Origin of the sequence: Campylobacter sp. RM5063 (assembly GCF_024723655.1) — a bacterium.
GTDB classification, from domain to species: Bacteria; Campylobacterota; Campylobacteria; order Campylobacterales; family Campylobacteraceae; genus Campylobacter_D; species Campylobacter_D lari_D.
In genome coordinates this window covers 1-19,813 of the sequence record NZ_JANQDA010000011.1, presented here as the reverse complement: position 1 = coordinate 19,813, position 19,813 = coordinate 1, and the positions used below count along the sequence as shown (strand labels likewise).

Sequence of the window (19,813 nt, the reverse complement as noted above, 5' to 3'; positions counted from 1 at the left end):
TTATCCTAATATAGAATGTGCTAAATTTTGATATGCTACTGAACCTGGGGATTTTATATCATAAAGTATAATAGGTTTTCCATAGCTTGGACTTTCAGCAAGTTTTACATTTCTTGGTATGATGATAAAATCATCTTCATTATCACCTGTTCTAAATAACTTTTGTTTGAAATTTTGCTTTAAATCCTCCACAGTATCTTTTGAAAGATTATTTTGTGAGCTATACATAGTTGGTAAAAAACCTTTTATTTTTAACTTTGGATTGATAGTTTTTTTCACAAATTTTATGGTGTTTAAAACCATCGCAACACCCTCAAGCGCATAAAATTCACATTGTATAGGGATAATAACACTATCGCTTGCTGCAAAAGCATTTACCGTAATGCTTCCAAGTGCAGGAGGTGAGTCTATGATAATAAAATCATAATCTTTAGCAATTTCTTTGATTTTTTCTCTTAAAATCGTTCTATATTCTCCGCTTTCTTTTACTACTTCTTGTTCAATTCCAACCAAAGAAATATTTGATGGAGCTAAGTATAATTGTGGAAGTTCAGTTTTTAAAATGATTTCAGAAAGTTTTTTCCTGCCTATAAAAACATGGTAAATATTATACTCATAATTACTTCTATTAAAACCAAGTCCTGTTGTAGCATTAGCTTGTGGATCAATATCTATCAAAAGAACCTTTTTTTCAGCTACTGCTAAAGAAGCCGCTAGATTAATAGCGGTAGTAGTTTTACCTACCCCACCTTTTTGATTTGCAATAGTTATTATCTCACTCATCTTAAACTATATATCCTTTTATTATCTAACAATATAGAACCATCTTTATACAACAAAGCATCTTTTAAAGATAAAATCTTACCTTCATTATGTATAAAAAAATTTCTTGATTTTTCAAATTCTAGCATATACTTGCTAAAAATATTCTTCCATAAAATTTTCTCATCTACATAAGAAAAATACTCATTTAAAAGTTTTGCTATATCTACTTCTATATCTAAAATTTCAGCATTAAATGGAGCATATTTAAGATTAATCCCTATTCCTACAACCAAAAAATCATTGATTTTAGAACTCATCAGACCGCCTATTTTTTTATCTTCTATATAAAAATCATTAGGCCATTTAATCCATACTTTCGAATTTTTTCTTTGCAATACTTCTTTCATTAAAAATGCAAAGTATATACTAGCAGAAGCCAAAGGAAGATCTTGTGCTAATTCTTGAGTTTTTATGCAAAAAGATACATGTAAATTTCCTTGCTTACTTTGCCAAGTATTGTCCCTACTACCTATACCAGCACTTTGAATAAAAGCACAAATGGCTGTATTGTTAGTAATTTCTCCACTACGAATTTTATCACTTAAATAAATTTGAGTTGATTCAAGCTCATCAAAATAAACTATCTCCAAGTTTTAACCTTTTTCCATTTAAATAAGTCTTAGCATCTAAAGCCTTTTTTCCACTTTCTTGTAAAGTTTTAATCCTTAAAATACCTTTTTCACATGAAAGCAAAAAGCTTTCCTTTTCTATTTGTAAAATCACACCTGATTTTTGAGTTTTTTCATTATCGATTAATTCTATGTCTAAAAATTTCACACCATTTTCTAAAAAAATTCCAGGCCAAGGTGTAAAGGCTAAAAATTTTTGATAAATTTCACTTGCATTATCTAAAGCAATCAAGCCATCTTCTTTTTTGATTTTTTTACAATGTGTAACTAAATTTTCATCTTGTTTTTTTGGGATAATTTTTTCAAAATTTAAAAGTGTAGAAACAGTAAGTTTAGCAGCTAAATTTGAAAGCATAATAAACACTTCAGCTGAATTTTTACCTTCTATATCACATTCTATACTTTCTAAAATTGCACCACTATCAAGCCCTTCTTCCATAAGCATAGTACAAACCCCGCTTATTTTATCCCCATTTAAAATAGCACTTTGTATAGGCGAAGCCCCGCGATATTTAGGAAGTAAGGAAGCATGTAAATTGATACAAGGAGCAATATCTAAAATTTCTTTTGGTAAAATCTTCCCATAAGCAGCAACAACTATAAAATCAGGTTTTAGGCTTTTTATTCTATTAGTTATGTTTTCATCTTTTAAGCTTTTTGGAGTGAAAATTTCTATATTTAAATTATCTTCTAAAACAAATTTTTTAGTATCACTTGGGGTTAAAATTTGTTTTCTACCCACAGGTTTATCAGGTTGGGTAAATAAAGCTTTGACATTAAACCCTTTATCAACAAGCTCTTTTAAAATACAAGTTGCATAAGATGGAGTTCCCATAAAAATGATATTTTTCATAATACCACTATCCTTTTTTTATAAGTTTTTATAGCTTTTTGATATGAAAGCTCAAGATAATCTTTAAAAATTTCAAAATTTTTTCTAGAAGGGTTGTTGATGCAAATATATCCCATATAAGCATAAATTGGATGAGGCATGATAAAATCAAGCATAGAAAAATCATAATTTAAACTAACAACCTCACCCTTTAAAGCTTTTTTAGGTTTTTTACCAAAAAGATTTTGGTAATCTTGATCACAAAGAGAGCAACTTAGACGAAATACACCTTCTCTATTTAAATTCGAAGCTTTATCATTTATGCCATCATTTTCTTTAATAGTGCAAAAATAAACTCCGTTTTTTAAAACCTTATCGGGATTATAAAAAAAGCTATGTTCTTTATAAGTAAATTTATATACCAAGCCTTTAAAATTAGACTTGATATATTCTTGAATAAAATCTATAGTTAAATTTTCACTCATCAAAGATTATTTTGACTTCTAATTTTTTTAACTTCTTCTAAAAGCATAAATTTAAGCTCTTTAAGTCCAGTTTTTTCAAGGCTTGATACTTTAATAAAAAAACTTTGCGGATTATTTTGACTTTGCAAATAAGCTTTTAGCTCATTATAATCATCTTCCATTTTTTGTGCAAATTCTTCGCCTAAATTTACACTATCACTTTTTGAAAGCATTAAGCCAAAATTTCTTGCATAAAGCTTGCTTGAAAATTTTTCCAATTCTTTTCTTAAAATACAAAATTGCTCTTTTAAACTCATATCTCTTAATGGATCAAGCACAAAAAGCAAAAAAGAAGTCCTTTCTATATGTCTTAAAAACTCAAGTCCCAAACCCCTGCCATCGCTTGCACCTTCTATAATACCTGGGATATCTGCCATCACAAAAGAATTATAATCATCTACTTCAACCATACCAAGTTTTGGAGTTAAAGTAGTAAATTCATAATTAGCTATTTCAGGTCTTGCATTAGATACTACGCTTATAAGAGTGGATTTTCCTACATTTGGAAAGCCCACAAGTCCAACATCTGCTATGAGTTTTAATTCTAAGCGCACGCTTAAGGTTTTTCCTGCCACGCCTGGTTGGGCATAATCTGGGCGTTGATTAGTAGAGTTTTTAAAATGAGTATTACCAAGACCACCTTTACCGCCTTTTAAAAATAATTCTTTTTGGCCCTCTACTAACATATCAAGCAAAACTTCCCCACTTTGTGCATCAATTACTTGAGTGCCTTGAGGAACGATTAATTCTAAGCTCTCCCCTCTTTTGCCGTTTTTATTACGACCTAGGCCTGGCTGGCCATTTTGTGCTTTAAGTTCTTTTTTACCTTTAAAGTGCGCTAGCGTATGGGTATTATTATCACATATAAAATATACATCGCCGCCATTTCCACCATCGCCGCCATCAGGCCCACCGAGTGGAACATGTTTTTCACGGCGAAAACTCACAGCACCTTTGCCACCATTACCTGAACTTAAAACTAATTTCACATTATCTATAAACATACAATCACCAAAATATAAATTTTTAAAATGATATTATATTTTTTTTAATATATTAAGATTAAAAAGAAGAAAAAGGCTACAAAGTAGCCTTAAAATTATGCAGGATAAACAGAAACTTTTTTTCTATTTTTATCTTTTCTTTCGAATTTTACGAAACCATCAATTAAAGCAAAAATTGTATGATCTTTTCCTATGCCTACATTATTACCCGCATGAGTTGCTGTTCCTCTTTGGCGGATGATGATGTTGCCAGCGCGAACAAATTCTCCACCAAATTTTTTAACACCTAGACGACGACCTATAGAATCACGATTATTCTGAGTTGAACCTTGACCTTTCTTGTGTGCCATTCTTTACTCCTTAAGCTTTAATATCTACTACTCTAACGCGAGTAAATTGTCTTCTAAAACCGCGTTTTAATTTTGAGTCTTTTCTGCGTCTTTTTTTATAAATCACAACTTTTTTGTCTTTTCCATGAGCAATCACTTCTAAAACAACTTTTGCACCCGCAACAAACGGCGCACCTACCTTTAATTCTTTATCGCATATAGCAAGAACTTCACTTACTTCTATGCTTGATTTTGCTTCAGCTTCAAAACGATCTAGTTTAAGCTCATCACCTTGGCTTACTCTGTATTGTTTTCCACTGTGTTTTATAATAGCATACATACAGCTATCCTTTCTTAAAATATTTTGGTAGCACCATAAAGCATTATGCATAAACATAAATTTAGAAAGCTTTAATGGCTAAAAGCAGTAATTATATCTTGATTTTATATAAAGTAAGCTTAAGACGCAAAAAGCGTCTTAAGATTTAAATTAAAGCTCTGGTTTTGGAGTTTTTTCAGTTGCTTTTGGAAGTTGAGGGTAAGTAATGCTTGGTTTTTTACCTGTTAGGGCATGTAAGAAAGTTTCTATAGAAGCTGCTTCTTTATCAGAAATTTCTATGCCAAGTTGCACACTGCCCATTTCTTTGATTGCTTCTTGTAAAGACCAAATAGCACCATTGTGAAAATACGGAGCAGTTTCAGCAATATTTCTTAAGGTTGGAGTTTTAACTAAGCCATTTGCATCACCTTTAAAATCTCCTACATTTGCAAATTTATATTTAGCTGCTACTTGGAAAGCCTGCATACTACCACCTAAATTTACCCCTGTATGACAAGCTGTACAGCCTTTATCGATGAAAGTTTTCAAACCTTCTTTTTCTTTTTTATTTAATGCTTTTGTATCACCTTCTAAGAATTTATCAAATTTAGATGGAGTTAAAAGTGTTCTTTCAAATGTAGCAATAGCATCTGCAATATTATCAAAAGTTACTCCACTGCTACCATAAACTTTTTTAAATTCTTTTACATATTCTGGCATAGAAGCTATTTTTTCTACTGCTAATTTGGCAGGAGTTGCCATTTCAGGTTCTGCTTCGATTGGCCCTTTTGCTTGGTCTGCTAAAGTTCCTGCTCTACCATCCCAAAATTGAGTTGAATTTAAAACTGAGTTATAAACTGTTGGCGAATTTAAATGATGAGGATTAGCTGTCCATTTATGTCCTACAGCAGCCGCTATACCATCAGTACCACCCATACCTAAATTATGACAGGTATTACAAGAAATCAAACCACTTTTAGAAAGTCTTGGCTCAAAATACAGCTTTTTACCAAGGTTAGCTTTCTCTTTAGAGAATTTACTAGCTTTAATACCCATTTCTTTTAATAGTTTTTCAACACCTGTCTGATCTTTTGGTAAAGGCGCCAAACCTGCAGCTTTTGCTTCATCAAGCAAAGCTTTATCGTTAGCAAAAGCAGTTGATGCAACTAATAATGATGATGCAACTAATAATGAAATTTTTTTCATTATCTACTCCTAAATAAGATAAAATAAAGCCTATTTAAAATAAACTTATTGAAAATATATCTATAATTTTCTTTAAATAATATAAAAAATTTATATTTAACAATAAAAATTATTATAGGAGAAAATGTCTCTTAAATATTTATTTCAGGGTTTTTTGCTATTATTACAGAGTTTTACAAAAATCTTAGGGAAAAGTAAATGGAAAATTTAATAATCTATCTTTTAGCTTATCTCATAGGCGCTATACCATTTGGGCTTTTACTAGCTCAAATCTTTGCTAAAATAAACATTAAAAATATGGGTAGTAAAAGTATAGGCGCTACAAATGTTTTAAGGGTAGTAAAAGAAAGCGATCCTAAACTAGCTAAAATACTTGCTATTGCAACCGCTATTTTAGACGCATTAAAAGGAATCATACCTATATTAGTGGCAAAATTTATGGGCTATGATGAAAATATCTTATGGACTATGGCTGTTTTAGCAGTATTTGGGCACTGCTTTTCTCCTTATTTAAAATTTGAAGGTGGTAAAGGAGTGGCTACAGGGGCTGGGGTTTTAGCAGTATTTTTACCTTTTGAAATAATATCTGCGGTTTTAGCTTGGTTTATCATAGGAAAGGTATTTAAAATTTCAAGCTTAGCTTCATTAGGAGCTTTAATTGTTTTAATAGCTACTTCATTTATTTTTCATTATAACATGCCTGTGATCAACACCCATGCACCAATTTTTGTTATTGCATTTATAGTAATTTATAAACATATACCAAATATTTTAAGGCTTATTGGAAAACAAGAATGCAAAGTCATATAAAAGTCAGTTTAGAATTTAAATGTATTATAGGGCTTTTGGATTTTGAAAGAATTCAAGAACAAAAAGTTATTATAGAACTAGAAGCTAAAAGTAAAAAATTTTTAGATTATGCAAAACTTTGTATTAGAATAGAAAAAATTTATAAAAAGAAAAAATTTAAAACTATAGAAAAATCTTTAAAATACATATGCAAGGATATTAAAAAACATAATAAAAAGCTTAAATTTATAAATATCACTTGTTACAAACCTGATATTATCAAAAATGCATGCGTTGGAGCTAGTCTGAGTAAAAAATATTAAAATTTTTTTAAAGAATTTTGAACATTTGCTTAATTTGTGTTATACTTTTGCACTAAAACTATCTTCAAAGGAATAAAATGCGTATTTTAGTTGTAGAAGATGAAGCATCACTTAATAAAACTCTATCAAATACCTTAAATGAGTTTGGCTATCAAAGTGATACTTCAGAAAATTTTAAAGACGCTGAGTATTTTATAGGTATTAGACACTATGATTTAGTATTATCAAATTGGACTATTGGCAATAATGATGCAAGTGATTTAATTAATGCCATTAAGCAAAAATCTCCAAGAACCGCTATAGTTACAATATGCGCAAAAGCAGATAAAGAAAATGAAATCAAAGCTTTGAAAGCTGGAGCAGATGATTATATAAAAAAACCTTTAGATTTTGAAATTTTAATGGCGAGAATTGAAGCTAGACTTAGATTTGGCGGAACAAATGTGATCAAAATTGATGATTTAGTGATTGATCCTGATGAAGAAAAAATCACTTATCAAGGAAAAGATATAGAATTAAAAGGAAAACCTTTTGAAGTTTTAACTCATTTAGCTAGACATTCAGATCAGATTGTGTCAAAAGAACAACTTTTAGATGCTATTTGGGAAGAACCTGAACTTGTAACTCCAAATGTTATAGAGGTTGCAATCAATCAAATAAGACAAAAAATGGATAAACCGCTTAACATCTCTACCATAGAAACCGTGCGTCGTAGAGGGTATCGTTTTTGTTTTCCTAAAAAAACTAACTAAAATTTTAGAATGATTTAATCATTCTAAAAAGTAGATTTTGTTTTTTCTTTCATTTTAAATTACCTATAAGTTTTTATATAGTATAAGTTTGCTTTATTACTTATAAAAAGGAAAAAAATATGTCACTTTTAATCACTAGAGAATGCATATCCTGTGATGCATGTAGGGAAGAATGTCCCGATGAAGCAATCTATGATAATGATCCAATTTATGTCATAGATCCTGATCTTTGTACTGAATGTGTGAATGAATTTTCAGAACCAGCTTGTATAGTAGCTTGTCCAGTAGATTGTATCATACCTGATCCTGATAATGTAGAAAGCATTGATGAGCTTCGTTTAAAACATAAAAATAAAGATATTTAATGGCTAAAAAAACAGCAGTAATTGACCTTGGCTCTAATTCCGTTCGTATGGTAGTTTTTGAAAAAACCTCAAGATATGGTTTTTTCATTTGCAGTGAGCACAAAAAGAAAGTAAGACTTGGAGAAAATGCTTACAATAATAATAAAATTCTTCAAGAAGAAGCCATGCTTAAAGCCGAAAAAGCTTTAACTTATTTTAAGGAAAAAGCTTTAAAAGAAAAATGTAGAAAAATTATTGCTGTTGGAACTTCTGCATTAAGAGATGCGCCCAATGCTAAAGATTTCATAGCTAGAATAGCAAAAAATGTAGGTTTAAATATAAAATGTATTAATGGAAAAACAGAGTCATTTTTAGGTGGGCTTGCTGCGCTAAATTTACTATCAGATATTCAAAATGCCACCACTATAGATATAGGTGGAGGATCGACTGAGCTTTGTTTAATCAAAGAAGGTAAGATTGTAGATTGTATTTCACTTGATCTTGGCACAGTAAGATTAAAAGAAATTTTTTACGATACAAAAAAATTTAATGCACTAGACCAATTTATACAAGAAGCACTAAAACAAGTTCCAAAGCATTTTCAAAATGAAAATATCATTGCCATAGGTGGAAGTTTAAGGGCATTGTCAAATTCTATAATGAAAAAAAACTCTTACCCGTTAAAAATGATTCATAATTTTAGTTATAGTTTTGAAAAAGAAAAAAATCACATAGAAAAAATTCAAAATGCTAAAAATTTAAATGATTTTAACATAAAAAAAGATCGTTTTGATACTATAAAAGAAGGATGTGTGATATTTTTAGCACTAGCAAAAAATTTAAAAGCTAAAAATATCATCACCTCTGCAGTGGGTGTTAGAGAAGGTGTATTTTTATCTAATCTTTTTCAAAAATATACTAAAATAAAAAACGAAACAACGGATTTTTCAAAATTTAATGCCAAATTTCCTCCGAATTTCAATCCAAGCTTAAAATCTATACAAGATCGTTTTAGTATAGATTATAATGATAAAAGTGCTTATTTTGCAAATAAACTATTTGATACTCTTTTGCCTATCCATAAAATTAATCTTACTTTTAAAAAAGATCTTATAAATGCTGCAAAATTATCGCATATAGGCGAGAGAATTAATTTTTATTTTGCCAATGAACATAGTGCTTATATAGCTCTAAATAGCCTGCATTTTGGTTTTTCACATAAAGAAATTTTATTAATTTCTACTATTTTAAAAGCCAATGGAAAAAAAATCAATCCATTTGCGATAGAAAATATAAAAGATTTACTACCAAATAATCACATATTAGCTTGGCTTAATTTTATTTTAGCTTTATCAAAAAAACTTGCAAAAGACACTGATGAGAATCTTGATTTCACGCTAAAAAATCATACTTTGTATATATACTCGACTAAAAAACAAATTTATTTTTCAAAAGAAGAAATCAAAAAAATTTCAAAGCCAAAACTTATCATTTTGGCTTTTAATCAGCAAAATTAATTATTTTGTTTTAAAAGTAAATTTTGCAATCTTTGTTTATTTTCTTCAAAATAAGAGTCAAAATCTTTTTCTTTTGGCTTTTGAGGTGCTTTGTTTTGTTCTTCATTTTTTATCAAAGCTTCATTTGTTTCTAATACCACATTAGAGTTTCCTATAATCATAGTATAACGCTTCAAACCATACTCAAAAACTACAAGTTGATTGTGTCTATCAAGTGGTCTTTGAAAGATTAAATTAAAATTCCTATCTAAAGGGTGTTTTTGTCTTAGATATATTTTTAAAAACCAAAGTCCAACAAGCAAAAGTATCAAAACGCTTACAACTAAAATATAATTTGTAAAATCATATTCTTGCATTTTTATTTCCTCGTTTTTTTCCTCTAAGCTTTTTTTAGTACTTAAATTTACACCTTCTTTTTGAGCACGCAATCTTAAACCATATTCACCAATCGCATCAGCGGTAATTTGTATTTTATCACCTACACTTAAAGCTATAAAAGTTTTTTTATCTTCTGAAAAAATTTTAATTTTTTTTATAATATCAGAATTTAACGCTCTATCTTCCTCTTTTGCACTTTTAGCATTTAAAGTAAAAATAATAATACCATCTTTTTTCTTTCGACTAATACCTTCTTTATAAGGAACATCAAATGAAAAAGTAATATCCACCCTATCTTCTCTTGGATAAATATTGTAATCAAGAATTTTTGCCCCAAAAAGAGGTAAAGCAAGTAGTAAAATCCAAATAAATTTCATTGCAATTCTTTTTTGAAATACTGCAATACTGATTTAGAATCTAAAATTTCATTAATCCTTATAGCAAGGTTTTTCTCATACACCATTACCTCACCTTTTCCAAAAATTCTTCTATTTAAATAAAGTTCCACGCTTTCACCCGCTGGCTTTTCAAGGTCTATCACAGAACCAACTTCTAGCTTTAAAAGCTCTCTTACGCTCATATTAGTAGTACCAAGCTCACTAACAAAATCAACGCTAATATCTAAAATATCTTCATAAGATTGCAACAATCCTAAATGATCTTCTATCATAATTTTTTATAACCTATTCTAAAACGAGCATTTTTCATTTCATAAGTAAATTTTTCTTTGAGTTTGATTTTTGAAAATCCATCAATACGTCCTAAATATTCAGGAACACCCAAGCGATATTCATCTTTGCCATTAGTGTCATTAAGTAATTTTTTGGCATAACCTATAATTTGATTAGCTACTTCTTTTACTAAATCTGCTAGATCATCTTCTTTTAACTCTTCATGCAATAAAAATTGCGCAATCTCATTAAGAGCCTTTTTTTGAAAAAACAGATAAAAACTATATTCTTCATCTTTAAAATACAAAGGTATAGAAGCCCCATAAAGCTCGCCTCTAATCACGCTTGTTGATGTAATTTTAAGTTTTAAAATGTGTTCACAAAAGTGATAAATTGAATATTCTAGTGTTTTAGTCATAGTTTTTTCCTTAGATAACTTTATAATAAATTTATTTTACTAAATAAACCTTTAATCACAATTAATAATTAAAATATAAAATATAGTAAATTTTTATTTAAATTAAAAAAGGTTTTTTGATGTTTATAGAAAATTTTAACATAAATGAAAAAGTTTTCATCATCGCTGAACTTTCAGCCAATCATGCAAATAGTCTTGAAATAGCTTTAAAAACTATACAAGCAGCTAAAAAAGCAGGAGCTAATGCTATAAAAATTCAAACCTATACCCCAGATAGCTTAACACTAAATTCTGACAAAAAAGATTTTATTATTGAAGGTGGTTTATGGCATGGACGCAAACTATATGAGCTCTACGAAGAAGCTAAAACTCCTTATGAGTGGCATGAAAAACTTTTTGAATGTGCTAAAAATGAAGGTTTAATTTGCTTTTCTAGTCCTTTTTCTAAAGAAGATGTAAATTTTTTAAGGCAATTTAATCCCCCAGCTTATAAAATCGCCTCCTTTGAAGCAAATGATTATGATTTTTTGCGTTATGTAGCAAAAGAAAACAAACCTACTTTAGTTTCTACAGGCATAGCCTATGAAGAAGAACTTGAAATGATTGTTAAAATTTTTAAAGAAGAAAACAATCCGAATTTGATTTTGCTAAAATGCACCTCAGCTTATCCTTCACAAATTTGTGATTTAAATTTAAATGTCATAAAAACTTTACAAGAAAAATTTAACACTATTATTGGTTTAAGTGATCATAGCGAGGGATTTTTAGCACCAACTTTAGCCGTAGCTCTTGGTGCAAGAGTTATAGAAAAACATTTTATATTAGACAAAACTTTAAATAGCGCTGATGCTAAATTTAGTCTTGATTTTGAGGAATTTAAGCAAATGTGTTCTATGGTGCGTTTAAGCGAGCAAGCTTTAGGAAACAAAGAATTTAGCATGGATGAAAAAACTTTAAAAAACCGCCATTTTGCAAGAAGTTTATACGCAAGCAAAGACATCAAAAAAGGTGATATTTTCACACGAGAAAATATAAAAAGCGTAAGACCGAGCCTAGGTTTGCATCCTAAATTTTTACCTATCATGCTTGGTAAAAAAGCAAGTTGTGATATAGAATTTGCTAAAGCTTTAGAAGAAAAACATTTCAAGGGATAATCATGGAAAAACATATTTTTAATAAAAATTTAGAAGCTTTAAAAAATAAAAAATTAAAAGAAAAATTAGAAAATTTTAAACCCCAAAATTTCCAAATTCTACAAGGAAAAGACTCCCTAGATATTAATTTTATACATCATGGGGGGGGGTATACACTATATAGCAATACTCTTAGTGAGTTAAATGAAAAACTAAACTTATATAATGATAAATATCTTTTATACCCTGTGCTTTATTTTTATGGTTTTGGTAATGGAATTTTATATAAAGCCCTTTTACAAAACAAAAATAGACAAAAAATAGTTATTTTTGAAAAAGAAATAGAATTTATTTATCTAAGTTTTCAATGTATAGATTTTAGTGAGGAATTAGAAAATAATTCTTTGATTATTTTAGATAATAATGATTTAAAAGTGATTGATTTTCAAATACTTTTCTACAATAACCCTTTCTTTAATTTTTTAAGAACATATTTTTTAGATTTACACTGCAATTATTATGAAAAATATCAAGAAGATATTTTAAAACTCAACATAAAAATACAAGAATACATAAAGCAAGTTGTGTTAAGCAATGGAAATTCATCTCAAGATGCCTTACAAGGTATAGAAAATTTTGTTTATAATCTTCCTGATATTATCTCAAATTATTCTTTCAAAGAATTACTTTTAAAAAGAAAAAAACAAGCAAAAAACGCAATCATAGTTTCTACAGGACCATCGCTAATAAAACAACTTCCTTTATTAAAGCAATATGCTAATTATGCTAGTATATTTTGTGCTGATAGTGCTTATCCTATACTAGCAAAACACAATATAAAACCTGATTATGTATTATCTTTAGAAAGAACAGAAAAAACATCAGAATTCTTTAATAATAATTTTGGTGATTTTGATAAGGATATAGTGTTTGTTTTGAAACATTTGGTGCACAAAAATACTTTTATATATCTAATCAAAAAGCAATTAAAAATTATTAATATTATGGATTTTTCACCGATAGCACATTCTTTAAAACTAACTCATTTTGGACATATGGGCATGGGAAGTAGTGTAGCAACCATGGCATATTTTTTAGCTTTAAATTTAGATTTTAAAAATATTATATTTATAGGTCAAGACTTAGCTTATGCTGATGATGGAGCTTCGCATCCAGAAGAATATTATTATAGCGCTAACTACGAAAGTAATATATTTAAGCAAGAAAAAATCATAGCTTATGGTGGAAATAGCTTGGTTAAAACACATGAAACCTGGATACTTTTTAAAACCCAAATAGAAGAAGCTGTTTTTAATGCAAAGAAATTTCTTAATATTACAACCTTTAATTGCACCGAAGGTGGAGCCAGAATTAATCATACCATAGAAAAACCATTTAAACAAGTATGCAAAGAACTACTAACAAAAGAACTCAAAAAACCTTTTGCTAAACTTGAAAAATTAAATGAGAACAAGCAAAAAGAATTAATGTTAAAAGCATTTTACAAAATTCATCAAGTTTTAAAGCTATGCCATACTTTAATCAAAGAATGCATTCACTTATCAAACAAATTAAATTTTATGGGAAATGATGAAAAGAATTTTTCATTATTGATTAAAGAATTAGATTGTTTTAAAACTAAATTTGAAAAAATAAATGTTTTAAAAGAATTAGTTAATCCTTTAAATACTCAATTTGAGCTTAATCTTGCTAGAATTTATGTACTTAACCCAAAAACAAAAGAAGATGTTTTTAACAAAAATTATCTTTGGATTAAAGAACACTTAGAATGGTTAGAACTTATAATAGGCCATATAAAAAAATTACAAGAAAGTCTAGAAAAAAATATTACAAATTTAGAAAAAGAATTGATAAATAAAAATCTCCAAAAACAAATTTCAAGGATAAAAAATACCTTGTTTTAATGTTTTTTATAAAATATAGTAATTTTGATATAATAAAATAAAAATTTGGACTTTAAATGAATAAAGAATTATTTTTAAAAAACACCCAAGCTCTTTTTGAAGTAGATCAAATACTAGCTTATGAGTTGAGAAAAATCACTCAAAATCATAAATTTAAAATCATAGAAAATAAAATTTTTGATTTGCAAAATCAAGTTTTTTTAGATGAAAATCATTCTTTTGATTATGATAAATTTCAATTATATCCAGTATTATTTTTTTATGGTTTTGGCGATGGAAAATTTTTTATAGAACTTTTAAAAAATCAGAATTTAAAACATATTGTTATTTTTGAAGAAGAATTAGAAATTTTATATCTAGCTTTTCATATGATTGATTTTACCACACTTCTTAGAAAAGAAAAACTTATTTTGTTTTTTACACCAAATATCAACACCGCTCAACTTAAAGTTTTATTTAATTATCCGCAAATCAAACATACGCTGAAAATTTTCAATTTTCATTTTTATAATGATTTTTATATTAATTTTTATACACCCAATGCTCAAAATGTGATGCAAATTTTATTAAATCTCATAAAAACACTAATGCTTGCTCGTGGAAATGACCCAAAAGATGCTTTGCTAGGAATAAAACATAATATTATAAATTTAGAAAAAATCATCACTCATACGCCTTTTAAAAATCTAATAAAAGATAGAAAAGCAAAAGCAAAAAATGCCATTATAGTTTCAACAGGTCCTTCTTTGATGAAACAACTTCCGCTTTTAAAAAAATACCAAGAAAATGTTGTGATTTTTAGTGCTGATAGCTCTTATGCTATCTTAGCCAAAGAGGGAATTAAGCCTGATTATGTCTTTTCACTAGAAAGAGTAGATTTTACTAGCGAATTTTTTAATAATGATTTTGGAGAATTTGATAAAAATATATTATTTATCATAGCTTCTTTAACTCATCCTAAAACCATAGAATATTTAGAAAAAAATAATAGAAATTATATGCTTGTTTTAAGACCTTTGTTTTTTGAAAGCAAACTTGGCTTAAATGAATATGGTTTTTTGGGAAATGGCATGAGTGTTGCTAATATGGCTTATGAGTTAGCTGGAGCTTTAAGATTTGAAAATATTATTTTAATAGGGCAAGATCTAGCTTATAGTGATGATGGAAAGTCTCACCCAAAAGAACATTTATATGGTGATCAAGGAGACGAAGAAGTTGTTTATAAAACAATCTGTGCATATGGAGGCAATAAAGAAGTAAAAACACAACTCACATGGTATTTGTTTTTAAAAAGTTTTGAAAAAGATATAGCTCTAGCTAGAGATATATTAAAAATCAAAACTTATAATGCCACAGAAGGTGGGGCAAGGATAGAAGGGACCATAGAAAAACCTTTTAAAGAAATTTGTGAAGAGTTTTTAAAAGAAAAAATTGAAAAAAATATTATTTTAACAAAAGCAAAAAATCCACAAAAAAAACTAAAACAATGCAAAGAAAAACTCAACAAACAAATAAAACAAAGTGAAATTTTTATCAATGAATGTAAAAAAGCTATTAAAGATAAAAGCTTAGAAAGATTAGAAAAACTAAGACTTAAGCTCCCAAAAAGTGAATTTTTTTCAGATATTTTACAAGCTAGATGCTTTCAAAATGAATGTGAGGTTTTAAAATACAAAGTTGAAAAAGAAAAAAATACAAAATCTTTCTTAGAACAACAAATCGATTTTTTTGATGAGATTATTTTATATCTTGAAAATTATAATAAAACTATAAAAGAAAATTTAAAGGTATAATTATGAATCATGAGCTTTTTAAGAAAAATATCCAATCCCTTAACCCATCTTTTCAAAAACTTTTTAAAAACATCAAAAAAACACCATATAAAATAATACAAGGAAACGATTCTTTAGATATTAATATTAAAGATAAACAAGGAAAGATAATTTATGAAAATCCTATTTTAGAATTAAATACTATGCTGGCAAAATATGATCAAATGTATAAATTATATCCTGTGCTTTATTTTTTTGGATTTGGAAATGGAATTTTATATAAAGCTCTTTTGCAAAATCCAAATTTAAAGCATATCATAGTTTTTGAAGACAACTTGGAATTAATATATAGCTTGTTTTTTCATATAGATTTTTCAAAAGAATTAAAAACAAATAAACTAATTTTAGCACAATGCAATATGCCAAATTCTGCATTACTTTCTTTAATGTCAAGAAATCCTTTTAGAGAATTTATAAGAACATATTTTTTAGAAATACATTCTAGATACTATGAAAGATTTGCAAATGATATCTTAAATTTAAATCAAAAAATACTCTCTTGTATAAGATCTATTGCAACTATAAAAGGAACAGACACTAAAGATACTTTACAAGGGATAGAACAATTCATGGAAAATATTCCAAAAATGCTTTCAAAACCTTGCTTAAAAGAATTGCTAAATAAAAGAAATACATTGAGTAAAAATGCAATCATAGTATCTACTGGACCATCTTTAAGCAAGCAGCTACCTTTACTCAAACAGTATCAAGATAATGTGGTAATTTTTTGCGCTGATAGTGCTTATCCTATTTTATATCAAGAAAATATCAAGCCTGATTATGTTTTTATGGTTGAAAGAGGAAAAATTACTGCGGAGTTTTTTAATAATGACTTTAAAAATTTTGATAAAAACACATTATTTATTTTAACTTCATTAGTTCATCCTAATGCAATTAACTATCTAGAGCAAAATAATAGAAAATTTATATGCATATCAAAAGAAACTTTTGAAACTTATTTTGGTTTAAATGCTTTTGGTTATGTTGATTTAGCAATTTCTGTTGCTCATTTAGCTTTTATATTTGCCAATCTATTAAATTTTAAAAATATTTTCTTTATAGGACAAGACTTAGCTTTTAATGATCTAGGACACTCTCACCCTACAAACTACAAGCATAGTCCAACTTATGAAAGTCGATTGGAAAAAATTGATACTTTGGCTTATGGTGGCAAGGGCTATGTAAAAACACATATTGCATGGGATATGTTTAAAACTAATCTTGAACATTTAATCACAAATTCAAAAGCAAAAATTTACAATGCCACAGAAGGTGGAGCAAGGATAGAAGGAGCTATAGAAAAACCTTTTAAAGAAATTTGTGAAGAGTTTTTAAAAGAAAAAATTGAAAAAGATTTTCCTATTTTAGAAAACTTTACCCCGGATAAAAAACAAGAATATTTGCTAAAGACCTATCATAAATTAATTAAATTATTAGAAGATATAGAAAAATACTTAAAAAAGTATCAAAATATAATCAATTTTATCAACAATTCATCTGATGCAAATATTACATTACAATATCTAGACGAGTTTGATCTTGATGATTTTAAAGATAATGCTTTAATAAGACTTTTACTCGCTTGTTATTTAGATCAACTACGCTTTCATCTTGCAAAAATTTTTGTAATAATCCCAAAAAGCCAACAAATGCAAAAAGAAAAAAGTAAATTTTGGATCAACTCTCATTTAGAATACTTTCAACTCATTATTATCACCCTAAAAAAATTAGAAATAATTCTTTTAAACAAAAAATGTTTTATAAAAGACATTCTGACTAAAAATAATTTAGAAAAATATATTAAAAAATGACGATATTATTTTTTTAATCAAAAAGGATAAAAATGAAAACAGAGATTTTTAAAAAAAATTTAAAAGCCTTAAAAGGAAGTGAATATCAAACACTAAAAAGAAAATTAGGTAGAATAAAAGAAGCTAAAGATTATATTTATGTTTTTGATAAAGATCCTTTAAATTGTAATATATGCTATAAAAATATAAAAAATTTATATATAAATCCTTTAAAAGAACTACAAGAAAAAATTGAGTTATTTAATAAAGAATACTTAAGATACCCTATACTTTTTTTCTATGGATTAGGCAATGGTATATTTTACAAAAGTTTGCTTGCAAATAAAGAACATAAAAAAGTTATTGTATACGAAAAAGACATTGAGTTAATATTTTTAGTTTTTAATATGATAGATTTTTCCAAAGAACTTTTAGAAGATAGATTTATTTTAATCCATACAAAGGAATTTAACTATACAAAAGCTGATACATTGTGCTCTTTTTTAAATTTATTTTTAAAAACTTACACTCTACATATTCATTGCGAATTTTATGAAGAAAGACAAAAAGAAGAAATTAAAAACATAAATGATTTAAATTCCAAAGTTATTAAAAATATTGCTTTAAGAAGAGGAAATGATCCAATTGATGCTATGCAAGGCATAGAGCAATTTGTTCTAAATTTACCTAAAATGCTTACACATCCAAGTTTTAGCGAATTTAAGAAAAAAAGATCAAATAAAAGCAAAAATGCTATATTGGTAGCTACTGGACCTTCTTTAAAAAAACAACTTCCTTTACTTAAAAAATATGCTAATAAAGCTACTATATTTTGTGCTGATAGCGCTTATCCTATCTTAGCAAAAGCGGGTATAAAACCTGATTATGTTTGCATGCTAGAAAGAGATGATGTTACTTCAAAATGCTTTGATAATGATTTTAAAGAATTTGATAAAGACATTACTTTTATTTTAGTTTCACTAGTATATAAAGATAGTATAAAATTTTTAGAAAAAAATAAAAGAAAATATATTTTAGTTTCAAGATCAATGCCTTTTGCTTATTCTTTAGGATTACATGATTTTGGCTATGTAAGCGGTGGAATGAGCGTAGCACATTTAAACTATGAACTAGCACTTTTACTAGGGCATGAAAATATCATCTTAATAGGACAAGATTTAGCTTATAGTGATGATGGACAAACTCATAGTGAAGGATTTTTACATGAAAGTTATCACGAAGGAGATTTTGAACGCGATCATGGAAAATTTGAAACCTTAGCTTATGGCGGAAAAACTTATGTGCAAAGTTCAGAGGTTTGGATATTATTTAAACAAATTTTTGAAAGTTTATTTCACAAACAAACAAAAGCAAAAATTTACAATGCCACAGAAGGTGGGGCAAGGATAGAAGGAACCATAGAAAAACCTTTTAAAGAAATTTGTAAAGAGTTTTTAAAAGATGAAGTAAAAAAACCTTTTCCAAAGCTAAATCCGCCAAAACGCAAAGATAGCCAAGAGCTTATGCTAAAAGCTTACAAACAAATCAAACAAAATATAAAAGCTAATGAAAAATTCTTAAAAATTTGTAAAAAATTACATAAAGAATTAAACTATCAAAGCAAAACACACTATACCTTACATGAGTTAAATGCAAAAATAGATCAACTAAAAGAGACTATAGAAAGCAATAAATACATTTTCTTAAGAGAAGTTTTAAGTCCTTCTTTATTTCATCTTGAAAGTTCTTTTTCAAAAATTTATGTTAATCCTATGCGCAATGATAGCGATAAACAAAATAAACTTGTTGCTTGGATTACAGCACATAAATCTTGGCTAGAAGAAATCAGCGAGTTAGCTTTAGTCCAAGAAAAAGCTTTAAAAATAGCCATCATACCTTTACAAGATATTTTAGAAAAAAGAAATTTAATATAAGGCAAAACTGCCTTATATTCTTTGGATTTATTGTAAGAGTTTTAAAACATTTTGTTGCACAGCATTAGCCTGACTCATAGCATAAGATCCACTTTGAGCTAAGATGTTGTATTTAGAGAAATTTGCACTTTCTGCTGCAAAGTCTACATCCCTGATGTTTGATTCAGCTGATTTGATATTTACTTGGGTTACACTGATGTTATTTAGTGTAGCTGTAATTTGATTTTGCACCGCACCAATATCAGCTCTAATGGCATCTAAATTTGCTGTAGCAGTTTCTACTATATCCATCACAGCCATAGCACCTTTAAGAGTAGTAACGCCTGGAGTTTGATCATT

General features: G+C 27.8%; 22 protein-coding genes. 10 read left to right on the top strand and 12 right to left on the bottom strand.

The features are described from left to right. From CAMP5063_RS05075 to CAMP5063_RS05040, 8 genes are all read right to left on the bottom strand, one after another. A complete protein-coding gene (locus tag CAMP5063_RS05075; protein ID WP_012660935.1) occupies nt 1-783 on the bottom strand; it encodes a ParA family protein in 783 nt (260 codons plus the stop codon). Further along, complete coding sequence (locus CAMP5063_RS05070) at nt 780-1,415, bottom strand: biotin--[acetyl-CoA-carboxylase] ligase (protein ID WP_220566507.1); 636 nt, start codon at nt 1,413-1,415, stop codon at nt 780-782. Before CAMP5063_RS05070 ends, CAMP5063_RS05075 begins: the two co-directional genes overlap by 4 nt. Then, nucleotides 1,396-2,307 (bottom strand): methionyl-tRNA formyltransferase, encoded by a 912-nt coding sequence (gene fmt, locus CAMP5063_RS05065; protein WP_337194927.1) that lies wholly within the window; start codon nt 2,305-2,307, stop codon nt 1,396-1,398. Before fmt ends, CAMP5063_RS05070 begins: the two co-directional genes overlap by 20 nt. Then, the gene (locus tag CAMP5063_RS05060) at nt 2,304-2,771 is read right to left on the bottom strand and encodes a DUF6194 family protein (RefSeq protein WP_133319675.1); all 468 of its coding nucleotides are present in this window, start codon (nt 2,769-2,771) and stop codon (nt 2,304-2,306) included. The genes fmt and CAMP5063_RS05060 overlap by 4 nt, the downstream gene beginning before the upstream one ends. Continuing rightward, a complete protein-coding gene (gene obgE / locus CAMP5063_RS05055) occupies nt 2,771-3,814 on the bottom strand; it encodes a GTPase ObgE (RefSeq protein ID WP_087685080.1) in 1,044 nt (347 codons plus the stop codon). The genes CAMP5063_RS05060 and obgE overlap by 1 nt, the downstream gene beginning before the upstream one ends. Nucleotides 3,815-3,909: 95 nt before the next feature. After that, the gene (rpmA, locus tag CAMP5063_RS05050) at nt 3,910-4,164 is read right to left on the bottom strand and encodes a 50S ribosomal protein L27 (RefSeq protein WP_039649045.1); all 255 of its coding nucleotides are present in this window, start codon (nt 4,162-4,164) and stop codon (nt 3,910-3,912) included. Between the two features lie 10 nt (nt 4,165-4,174). Then, entirely contained in the window at nt 4,175-4,483 is a 309-nt protein-coding gene (gene rplU, locus CAMP5063_RS05045; RefSeq protein ID WP_263659711.1) for a 50S ribosomal protein L21, read from the bottom strand. Between the two features lie 150 nt (nt 4,484-4,633). Continuing rightward, complete coding sequence (locus tag CAMP5063_RS05040) at nt 4,634-5,668, bottom strand: cytochrome-c peroxidase (protein ID WP_133319678.1); 1,035 nt, start codon at nt 5,666-5,668, stop codon at nt 4,634-4,636. A 198-nt stretch (nt 5,669-5,866) separates the two neighbouring features. Between CAMP5063_RS05040 and plsY the strand changes: the two genes are divergently transcribed. From plsY to CAMP5063_RS05015, 5 genes are all read left to right on the top strand, one after another. After that, the gene (plsY, locus tag CAMP5063_RS05035) at nt 5,867-6,478 is read left to right on the top strand and encodes a glycerol-3-phosphate 1-O-acyltransferase PlsY (RefSeq protein WP_337194926.1); all 612 of its coding nucleotides are present in this window, start codon (nt 5,867-5,869) and stop codon (nt 6,476-6,478) included. Next, nucleotides 6,463-6,780: a dihydroneopterin aldolase gene (locus CAMP5063_RS05030; protein ID WP_133319680.1), complete on the top strand. Its 318-nt coding sequence runs from the start codon at nt 6,463-6,465 to the stop codon at nt 6,778-6,780. The genes plsY and CAMP5063_RS05030 overlap by 16 nt, the downstream gene beginning before the upstream one ends. A gap of 77 nt (nt 6,781-6,857) precedes the next feature. Continuing rightward, nucleotides 6,858-7,532: a homeostatic response regulator transcription factor HsrA gene (hsrA, locus tag CAMP5063_RS05025; RefSeq protein WP_133319681.1), complete on the top strand. Its 675-nt coding sequence runs from the start codon at nt 6,858-6,860 to the stop codon at nt 7,530-7,532. A gap of 119 nt (nt 7,533-7,651) precedes the next feature. Next, the gene (locus CAMP5063_RS05020; RefSeq protein ID WP_012660922.1) at nt 7,652-7,897 is read left to right on the top strand and encodes a YfhL family 4Fe-4S dicluster ferredoxin; all 246 of its coding nucleotides are present in this window, start codon (nt 7,652-7,654) and stop codon (nt 7,895-7,897) included. Next, nucleotides 7,897-9,393 carry a Ppx/GppA phosphatase family protein gene (locus tag CAMP5063_RS05015; RefSeq protein WP_263671103.1) on the top strand — a complete coding sequence of 499 codons (1,497 nt, stop codon included), beginning with the start codon at nt 7,897-7,899 and terminating at the stop codon, nt 9,391-9,393. Before CAMP5063_RS05020 ends, CAMP5063_RS05015 begins: the two co-directional genes overlap by 1 nt. Here CAMP5063_RS05015 and CAMP5063_RS05010 read toward each other — a convergent pair. Genes CAMP5063_RS05010 through CAMP5063_RS05000 form a run of 3 tightly spaced genes read right to left on the bottom strand, consistent with a single transcriptional unit; the run spans nt 9,390 to nt 10,860 of the window. Then, nucleotides 9,390-10,148, bottom strand: coding sequence for a hypothetical protein (locus tag CAMP5063_RS05010; protein WP_337194925.1), 759 nt, complete (start codon nt 10,146-10,148; stop codon nt 9,390-9,392). The genes CAMP5063_RS05015 and CAMP5063_RS05010 overlap by 4 nt on opposite strands. Then, on the bottom strand, nt 10,145-10,441 hold the full coding sequence (gene fliN, locus CAMP5063_RS05005) for a flagellar motor switch protein FliN (RefSeq protein ID WP_133319684.1): 297 nt from the start codon (nt 10,439-10,441) through the stop codon (nt 10,145-10,147). Before fliN ends, CAMP5063_RS05010 begins: the two co-directional genes overlap by 4 nt. Next, nucleotides 10,438-10,860: a chemotaxis protein CheX gene (locus tag CAMP5063_RS05000; protein ID WP_337194924.1), complete on the bottom strand. Its 423-nt coding sequence runs from the start codon at nt 10,858-10,860 to the stop codon at nt 10,438-10,440. Before CAMP5063_RS05000 ends, fliN begins: the two co-directional genes overlap by 4 nt. A gap of 119 nt (nt 10,861-10,979) precedes the next feature. On the opposite strand from CAMP5063_RS05000, the gene pseI reads away from it, so the two are divergent. The 5 genes from pseI to CAMP5063_RS04975 are packed head-to-tail and all read left to right on the top strand — an operon-like array spanning nt 10,980 to nt 19,474. Further along, nucleotides 10,980-12,014 (top strand): pseudaminic acid synthase, encoded by a 1,035-nt coding sequence (gene pseI / locus CAMP5063_RS04995; protein ID WP_337194923.1) that lies wholly within the window; start codon nt 10,980-10,982, stop codon nt 12,012-12,014. 2 nt (nt 12,015-12,016) lie between these two features. After that, nucleotides 12,017-13,918 (top strand): motility associated factor glycosyltransferase family protein, encoded by a 1,902-nt coding sequence (locus CAMP5063_RS04990; RefSeq protein ID WP_337194922.1) that lies wholly within the window; start codon nt 12,017-12,019, stop codon nt 13,916-13,918. Nucleotides 13,919-13,974: 56 nt separating this feature from the next. Next, the gene (locus CAMP5063_RS04985; RefSeq protein ID WP_337194921.1) at nt 13,975-15,711 is read left to right on the top strand and encodes a motility associated factor glycosyltransferase family protein; all 1,737 of its coding nucleotides are present in this window, start codon (nt 13,975-13,977) and stop codon (nt 15,709-15,711) included. Nucleotides 15,712-15,713: 2 nt separating this feature from the next. After that, entirely contained in the window at nt 15,714-17,561 is a 1,848-nt protein-coding gene (locus CAMP5063_RS04980; RefSeq protein ID WP_337194920.1) for a motility associated factor glycosyltransferase family protein, read from the top strand. A 32-nt stretch (nt 17,562-17,593) separates the two neighbouring features. Continuing rightward, nucleotides 17,594-19,474: a motility associated factor glycosyltransferase family protein gene (locus tag CAMP5063_RS04975; protein ID WP_337194919.1), complete on the top strand. Its 1,881-nt coding sequence runs from the start codon at nt 17,594-17,596 to the stop codon at nt 19,472-19,474. 27 nt (nt 19,475-19,501) lie between these two features. Here the strand turns inward: CAMP5063_RS04975 and CAMP5063_RS04970 are convergent. Further along, on the bottom strand, nt 19,502-19,813 hold a 312-nt coding region (locus tag CAMP5063_RS04970), incomplete at its 5' end, for a flagellin (RefSeq protein WP_263673186.1).

Excerpts from the sequence above, each read along its gene's own strand:
- CAMP5063_RS05075 (WP_012660935.1), bottom strand. The coding sequence starts at position 783 with ATGAGTGAGATAATAACTATTGCAAATCAAAAAGGTGGGGTAGGTAAA.
- fmt (WP_337194927.1), bottom strand. The coding sequence starts at position 2,307 with ATGAAAAATATCATTTTTATGGGAACTCCATCTTATGCAACTTGTATT.
- CAMP5063_RS05060 (WP_133319675.1), bottom strand. The coding sequence starts at position 2,771 with ATGAGTGAAAATTTAACTATAGATTTTATTCAAGAATATATCAAGTCT.
- obgE (WP_087685080.1), bottom strand. The coding sequence starts at position 3,814 with ATGTTTATAGATAATGTGAAATTAGTTTTAAGTTCAGGTAATGGTGGC.
- rpmA (WP_039649045.1), bottom strand. The coding sequence starts at position 4,164 with ATGGCACACAAGAAAGGTCAAGGTTCAACTCAGAATAATCGTGATTCT.
- rplU (WP_263659711.1), bottom strand. The coding sequence starts at position 4,483 with ATGTATGCTATTATAAAACACAGTGGAAAACAATACAGAGTAAGCCAA.
- CAMP5063_RS05040 (WP_133319678.1), bottom strand. The coding sequence starts at position 5,668 with ATGAAAAAAATTTCATTATTAGTTGCATCATCATTATTAGTTGCATCA.
- plsY (WP_337194926.1), top strand. The coding sequence starts at position 5,867 with ATGGAAAATTTAATAATCTATCTTTTAGCTTATCTCATAGGCGCTATA.
- CAMP5063_RS05030 (WP_133319680.1), top strand. The coding sequence starts at position 6,463 with ATGCAAAGTCATATAAAAGTCAGTTTAGAATTTAAATGTATTATAGGG.
- hsrA (WP_133319681.1), top strand. The coding sequence starts at position 6,858 with ATGCGTATTTTAGTTGTAGAAGATGAAGCATCACTTAATAAAACTCTA.
- CAMP5063_RS05020 (WP_012660922.1), top strand. The coding sequence starts at position 7,652 with ATGTCACTTTTAATCACTAGAGAATGCATATCCTGTGATGCATGTAGG.
- CAMP5063_RS05015 (WP_263671103.1), top strand. The coding sequence starts at position 7,897 with ATGGCTAAAAAAACAGCAGTAATTGACCTTGGCTCTAATTCCGTTCGT.
- CAMP5063_RS05010 (WP_337194925.1), bottom strand. The coding sequence starts at position 10,148 with ATGAAATTTATTTGGATTTTACTACTTGCTTTACCTCTTTTTGGGGCA.
- fliN (WP_133319684.1), bottom strand. The coding sequence starts at position 10,441 with ATGATAGAAGATCATTTAGGATTGTTGCAATCTTATGAAGATATTTTA.
- CAMP5063_RS05000 (WP_337194924.1), bottom strand. The coding sequence starts at position 10,860 with ATGACTAAAACACTAGAATATTCAATTTATCACTTTTGTGAACACATT.
- pseI (WP_337194923.1), top strand. The coding sequence starts at position 10,980 with ATGTTTATAGAAAATTTTAACATAAATGAAAAAGTTTTCATCATCGCT.
- CAMP5063_RS04990 (WP_337194922.1), top strand. The coding sequence starts at position 12,017 with ATGGAAAAACATATTTTTAATAAAAATTTAGAAGCTTTAAAAAATAAA.
- CAMP5063_RS04985 (WP_337194921.1), top strand. The coding sequence starts at position 13,975 with ATGAATAAAGAATTATTTTTAAAAAACACCCAAGCTCTTTTTGAAGTA.
- CAMP5063_RS04980 (WP_337194920.1), top strand. The coding sequence starts at position 15,714 with ATGAATCATGAGCTTTTTAAGAAAAATATCCAATCCCTTAACCCATCT.
- CAMP5063_RS04975 (WP_337194919.1), top strand. The coding sequence starts at position 17,594 with ATGAAAACAGAGATTTTTAAAAAAAATTTAAAAGCCTTAAAAGGAAGT.